The organism is Bacteroidota bacterium, assembly GCA_034723125.1.
Classification (GTDB): Bacteria; Bacteroidota; Bacteroidia; order CAILMK01; family JAAYUY01; genus JAYEOP01.
Genome location: JAYEOP010000004.1, coordinates 1 through 6418 on the forward strand (window position 1 = coordinate 1; position 6418 = coordinate 6418).

Sequence of the window (6418 nt, forward strand, 5' to 3'; positions counted from 1 at the left end):
AAATATTATAATTAAGCTATTTGTGTGTTATTAAATTGTGATGTTTTTATAAAATTATATCTGTAAATTTACTTCAGAAAGTAATATCAATCACAAAATCCCAGAACTTAAAAATTTTATTTCAACTTTGCATCATTCATAAGTTAAATCAAAATCCTCAAGGTCAAAAACTCTATCAACTTGTATGAAACTTGGTTTTAATTTAATAGCTTTCCGAATATCATCACTTGAATAAGGGGTCCAAAGTTGAATGATTACACCTGCTTTACGGGCACTGTCAACAATTTCTGTTACTAATGTTTCATCTGTAAATTTCATTGAAATACCATCATAATTATGACTTCTAACTTTTTCTAAATTATAATAAATACCACTATATCCCAGTCTGCAAGTCAGTACATTTGAATCAACATTTTCAATATAATCCAAAAATAAATCTTTGTCTGATTCTATTAAAACGTAACTATGAGCATCATAAAAATCTATCAAACTAATAATTGTATCTGCCATTTGATAAAAATAACTATCAGGAGGTCTGCCATTTAAAAAACAGTCATCAAAAAAATGTGATTTTACATCTAAGGAAATATAAAATTTCTCAGTACTAAAACCAAATAATTGTAATAGTTTTTGAAGTGTATATACTCTATCTTTCTTGTCATCATAACAAATTTGCAAGGAACTTATTTGATAATCTGTTGATTGGGGAATGCAAATTAATATTGTAGAATCGCATGTATTTCCATTTATAGCACGATCATGATACAACCATGGTGTTCCATCTTTGCTCATCTGAACATCTACTTCCACACCATCAAATGATTTTATCGCATTAGTTATCGATGGAATTGTATTTTCAAGAAATTCTTCATGTATCCAAGATGAACCACTGCCCTTATGTCCAAGAATCTTAACTCTAGGTTTATCGTCAACAGGATCTGGTGGATCATCTGGTCCACAAGCACTAAAAATTGTAATTAAAATTACTAAAATAAAAAGTATGTATTTCATAATAGATGAACATTATTTAAAAGGTGAATCATTTTCTCTGGAAAAATACCAATAGACAAGAGTATCCATTGATCTTGGAAAGAACTTATTTAACACATAAACAGCACGACCCATTGAAGTCATTATCAAATATTTTTTTTGTTTTTTAACTGAACGTACTAATTTTTTTGCTACTCCTTCCGGAGTCATCATTCTACTTTCATCCTTTGGTGTGCAACCTTGTTTACTACCGTCTCCCGTAAGAGCTGTAACACGTATATTTGAAGATGTAAATCCTGGTGCAACAATTAGTACATGCAATCCTGTTTTTAAATATTCAGTTCTTAAAGTTTCTAAAAATCCATTAATTGCAAATTTAGAAGCTGAATAAGCAGTTCTTCCTGGCAAGCCTCTAAATCCCGCAGTTGAAATAACACCTACTACCGAACCATTAGTTTTAAGAAGATATGGCAAAGCAAATTTTGTACAATAAACTGTTCCCCAGAAGTTTACATCCATAACCTTTTTTAGTACTGATAAGTCGGTATTTCCAAATAATGCTCGCATTGATATTCCTGCATTATTTACCAAAACATCAATTCTATCAAATTTTTTTATTGTGCTATTAATTATCCTTTTACAATCCACTTCTTTGGAAACATCAGCTTTCACAACTAATACTTCAACGCCAAATATTTTACACTGAGATTCAGTATCTATTAATCGTTTTTCATCCCGAGCTACTATTACAAGATTGCTACCCTGCTTAGCAAATTCAATAGCAGATGCTTTTCCAATCCCTGATGAAGCACCCGTTACAATTGTTACTTTTTTTTCATAAAATATCATGTAGCTTATCTTTTTCATTAAAGAAAATACACAATTTCAAAAAAAAACTTTTGCTATTATTTTTCAATTATCAACTTTTGTCCAATACGAACAAGATTCCCTTGTAATGAATTCAACTCCTTTAGTTTATTAACTGTAATATTATACTTTCTGGAAATTGAATACAATGTATCATCACGTTGAACTGTATGATATTTGGTTGCAGATTTTGTTGTTGATTTTGTTGTTGATTTCAGATTGTTAGTTTTAGTAACTCCTTCAACAGCTAGTTTTTGTCCTAATCTTAAATTATTAGTTGCAAGATTATTAATACTTTTTAGTTTACTAACAGTCATTTTATACTGACGTGAAATTGAATACAAAGTTTCTCCTTTTTTTACTTCATGATAACTTTCTGTTTTTCCCGATTCAATATTTGCTTTTTTAACAACATCATGGATAAAGGGATCATTAGAAGCTGTTTTTGCACCTTTAGGCAACTCAATTACCAACCTCTGCCCTGTTGTCAATTCATATTCTTCAAGTTTATTCAAAGAAATAATATCAATAATTGTTTTTTCATATTTTCGTGAAATAGTATAAAGAGACTCTCCATCTTTTACAATATGTACAATTCCTAAATCCCCACCAACAGATGTTTCTTCTGCAACAGCATTAGTATTTTCAGGCTTTTTTGTTTCTTTTATGGTAATCTCAGTTTTTGGTTTTTCTGCAATCTTCTGACCTTTTGCCTTAATTATAAGGGTATCTCCAATACTTAAAACAGCCTTTGACAATTTATTCCATTCTTTTATTTCATCAACATCTACATTGTGCAATTTTGATATAGAAAATAATGTTTCTCCTTTTTTAACAAAATGAAAATTCACTCCCGACATTTCAACGTTTCCATTTGAATTCTTTGTTGGTTTTTCAACAACATCAATTTCTATCTCCACCTGATTATCATTTTTTTCAATTTCATTTAATACATCATTTACGCTCTCACCTTTTACTATTTCCTTTTTATCTACTTCGCTTTTTACTGAAACTTCTTCAAAAGCTGTATTATCATTTATAACAATTTCATTTTCTTTTTTCTCTGAGTTATTTGATGATTCAATAATAATAACATCTCCTTGCTCATTATTTATTTCTTTATTTACCACTTCTTTTTTTGGAGATTCAATTTTTGTTTCATCATTATTTTCAGCAATTACAACTTTTTCTTTCTTTTTTTCTACAGGCAAATCCACAATTATTCTTACTTCCGGTGATTTTTTTCTTTGACTTCTCAAATAAATAATTTCACCAATTGCAGGCTCATCACCTTCTTCAATAAGATTATATTCATATAATTTATTTAATCTTAATCCATAATCCTGAGAAACACTATACATTCTATCCTCATTTTTGATAATGTGAAATGATTCTTTAGCTTTTGATCTCTTTTTTCCTAAATAAATTATTTCACCTTTTTTAAGACTTCTGTCTTCACTAAGGTCATTGTATTCAAGTAAGCTTTGTAAATCAATATCTTTAATACTTGCAATTTTCTTGTAAGTATCTCCCGCATAAACCTTTGTTGCATTAATTTTATTGTAGTCAAATTCTTTATACAGACCTTCCGAACTTGCAACCATATTTTCAACAGCTTGTTCATCATAAATATATAGTTGGTGTTTTTCAATAACACCTATTAGCAATTCAGCATAGTTTCTTCGCGTTGCATATCCTGCTTTTTTCAAACCTATTGCCCATGCCTTATAATCCTTAGAATCAAGCTTAAACAAGTCGCTATATCTTTTATTGTTTTTCAAAAATTCAGAATGATCTTTAAAAGAAGCATTTGCTGATTTATATTTTCTAAAGCATTCATTTTTTTCGTCATCGTCAAAGTATATTTTTTCTCCATTCCAATTACCTTTACACTTTATCCCAAAATGATTATTCCCTTTTGAAGCAAGATAGCTATTACCATTTCCTGATTCTAAAATCCCCTGCCCTAGTGTAATACTTGCAGGAACTCTTGCACGATTCATTTCTTTAATTGCCACATCTCTGTATGTTTTAATATACCTATCTGTAACATTAAGGTCATTAATAGTTTTCCCTTGATAAGGGTCAACATATTTAGTTGTTGTAACTTTTTTAGATGAGCTACAAGAATTTAAAAAAATGAGAATAACGCCAAGAAACAATGTTGTTCTGAATGTTTTGTTCATCATTAAAATATTTTATAATTAATGTTCAAAGTTAATAATTTTATTTATATATCAAAGTACTTAATGTTTTTTCACATAATACTTCATTTGCAATTTTAATAATACCCTCAGAAGTTATTTCTTCAATATTTGAGAAAAACTCTTCCTTAGTGTAAATATAATTTTTTTCTAAAAGATTTGTTGCTTTTGTAATCATCAACCAAGAATTACTATCATTGATGTATGCATATTTCCCTTTAAGCTGTCTTTTTGAACGATTTAATTGAACTTTCGTCAACTTCTTTTCACGCAATAATTTAAATTCTTTATCAACTAAATTTTTACTTCTTTGCAAATATTTTATATCCGTACCAAAATGTACGGAGAATAATCCTGAGCTACCATAAATACTGTAGGTAGAATTTACATTGTAAGCAAAAGCATTTTTTTCTCTAATAGACATATTTAATCTGGAACTCATCCACTCACCGCCAATCACATTATTTAAAAGTAATAACCCAAATCTTTTTTTATCAAAACCCGAATATGCAATATTTCCAATCATGCAATGAGTTTGTGAGTATTTCTTTTTCAAATCAATAACAAAGCTTTTATAATTTGTACTATTTATTCTTTTTCTTTCTTTTTTAGAAGCAGGGATGTCTTTTAGATATTTATTTATCACATTCTCAAGTTTTTTAGGAGATATACTACCAACTATCGAAATTACAATATTGTCGGTAGTATAATTTTTTTTCATAAAATCTAAAATATCTTTTCGTGAAAATTTATTAATCGTTGATTTTTTACCCAGTATGTTATAAGACAGTGGCGACCCTTTAAATATTTTTTCATGGAATTCATCAAAAATACTTTCATCAGGACTATCTTCATACATTTCAATTTCTTCAAGAACAACTTTTTTTTCTTTTTCAATATCTTTTTCAAGAAATACCGATTTGAAAACAATATCAGTTAAAAGTTCCATTGACCTTTCAAAATATTTTTTTTCAGTAGATGTATAAAAGCAAGTTTTTTCTCTGGTGGTATAGGCATTAATTTCACCCCCAATAGTTTCAAGTCTGTTCAATATCTGAAAAGATTTGCGTGTTTTTGTTCTTTTAAAAACCATGTGTTCAATAAAGTGAGCTATTCCATTATTCCTAATATTCTCATCACTACTTCCTGCACCTATCATCATACTGCAATGAACAATTTCTGCTCTAGATTTTTGAGTTAAAATAATTCTTAACCCATTATCAAGTTTAAAAATGTGTTCATTATCAATATTATTATTATTCGTATTCAATTTTTAATAAATTAATTCTAAATTATGCCCTTTTTAAAACTTACAAAGTTAAATGTAATGTGCTAGAAGTAAACATAATTTTTAAACAATTACTGTATTTATCCACATCCAAAACAAAAAATTTTATATAATGAATATATTTTCTATAAAAAGCATTAGCAATAATTTCAATTTCAAAGACTCATCAACAAAAATAGTTTCACTTGTTCCATCAATTACGGAATCACTATTTTACTTTGGTTTAAAAAATAATATCAAAGGAATCACAAAATATTGCATTCACCCCAAGAGCGTAACAAAAGATATTCCTAAAATCGGAGGTACAAAAACAGTTGATATTGAAAAGATAAGAATGTTAAATCCTGATATTATTATTGCTTCAAAAGAAGAAAACTTAAAAATGCAGATTGAAACACTTGCAATTGATTTTAAAATTTTATTAACAGATGTTAATTCTTTAAATGATTGTTTAGATTTAAACAGTGCTTTTGGAAATATTTTCAACAAAGTTAATATGTCCAAAGAATTGAACAACAAAATTGTAAAAGGATTCAAAACATTAAATAAAGCAACGAAAAAAACAATTACTTATTTAATTTGGGAGAATCCTGTAATGATAGTTGCTAAAAACACCTACATAAATGATATAATCTCAAAAATAGGTTTTATAAATGCATTCAGTCATCTTGATCGTTACCCTTTGGTTACTGACAAACAACTAACAAATTCAAAAAGCAACTTTATTTTTTTGTCATCCGAGCCATGTCCGTTTGCAATTGAACACATTGGCAAATACAAAAAGCTTTGCTCTGAATCAAAAATCATTCTCGTCAATGGAGAACTATTCGGATGGTACGGCAGTAGATTACTTGAAGCTATTGATTATTTTAAAGAATTGAAAAATGATTTGATGGGTTGAAAAAACTAATAACAATGAATAACTCTTTAATGTCCTAACTAAGTAGTGCGTTCTCTAATTATCATTACAAATTTATTTATCTTTTTCCTTTATACTGCGTTAAAATTATTTACCGTAGCTTGTGCCTCCGCTAAAGCTTCAGCGACACGCGGATGGCTATGCTAAAGA

General features: G+C 28.4%; 5 protein-coding genes. 1 reads left to right on the forward strand and 4 read right to left on the reverse strand.

Going from position 1 to position 6418, the window contains the following annotated elements:
• Positions 1–132 precede the first annotated feature (132 nt).
• Genes U9R42_00065 through U9R42_00080 form a run of 4 tightly spaced genes read right to left on the reverse strand, consistent with a single transcriptional unit; the run spans position 133 to position 5331 of the window.
• Positions 133–1011 carry a glycerophosphodiester phosphodiesterase gene (locus U9R42_00065; protein MEA3494413.1) on the reverse strand — a complete coding sequence of 293 codons (879 nt, stop codon included), beginning with the start codon at positions 1009–1011 and terminating at the stop codon, positions 133–135.
• 12 nt (positions 1012–1023) lie between these two features.
• On the reverse strand, positions 1024–1857 hold the full coding sequence (locus U9R42_00070) for an SDR family oxidoreductase (protein MEA3494414.1): 834 nt from the start codon (positions 1855–1857) through the stop codon (positions 1024–1026).
• A 38-nt stretch (positions 1858–1895) separates the two neighbouring features.
• Positions 1896–4046 (reverse strand): LysM peptidoglycan-binding domain-containing protein, encoded by a 2151-nt coding sequence (locus U9R42_00075; GenBank protein MEA3494415.1) that lies wholly within the window; start codon positions 4044–4046, stop codon positions 1896–1898.
• Positions 4047–4083: 37 nt separating this feature from the next.
• Complete coding sequence (locus U9R42_00080) at positions 4084–5331, reverse strand: pitrilysin family protein (protein MEA3494416.1); 1248 nt, start codon at positions 5329–5331, stop codon at positions 4084–4086.
• Between the two features lie 130 nt (positions 5332–5461).
• Here U9R42_00080 and U9R42_00085 point away from each other — a divergent pair, with 130 nt between their 5' ends.
• Positions 5462–6250 carry a helical backbone metal receptor gene (locus tag U9R42_00085; protein ID MEA3494417.1) on the forward strand — a complete coding sequence of 263 codons (789 nt, stop codon included), beginning with the start codon at positions 5462–5464 and terminating at the stop codon, positions 6248–6250.
• Positions 6251–6418: the final 168 nt, after the last annotated feature.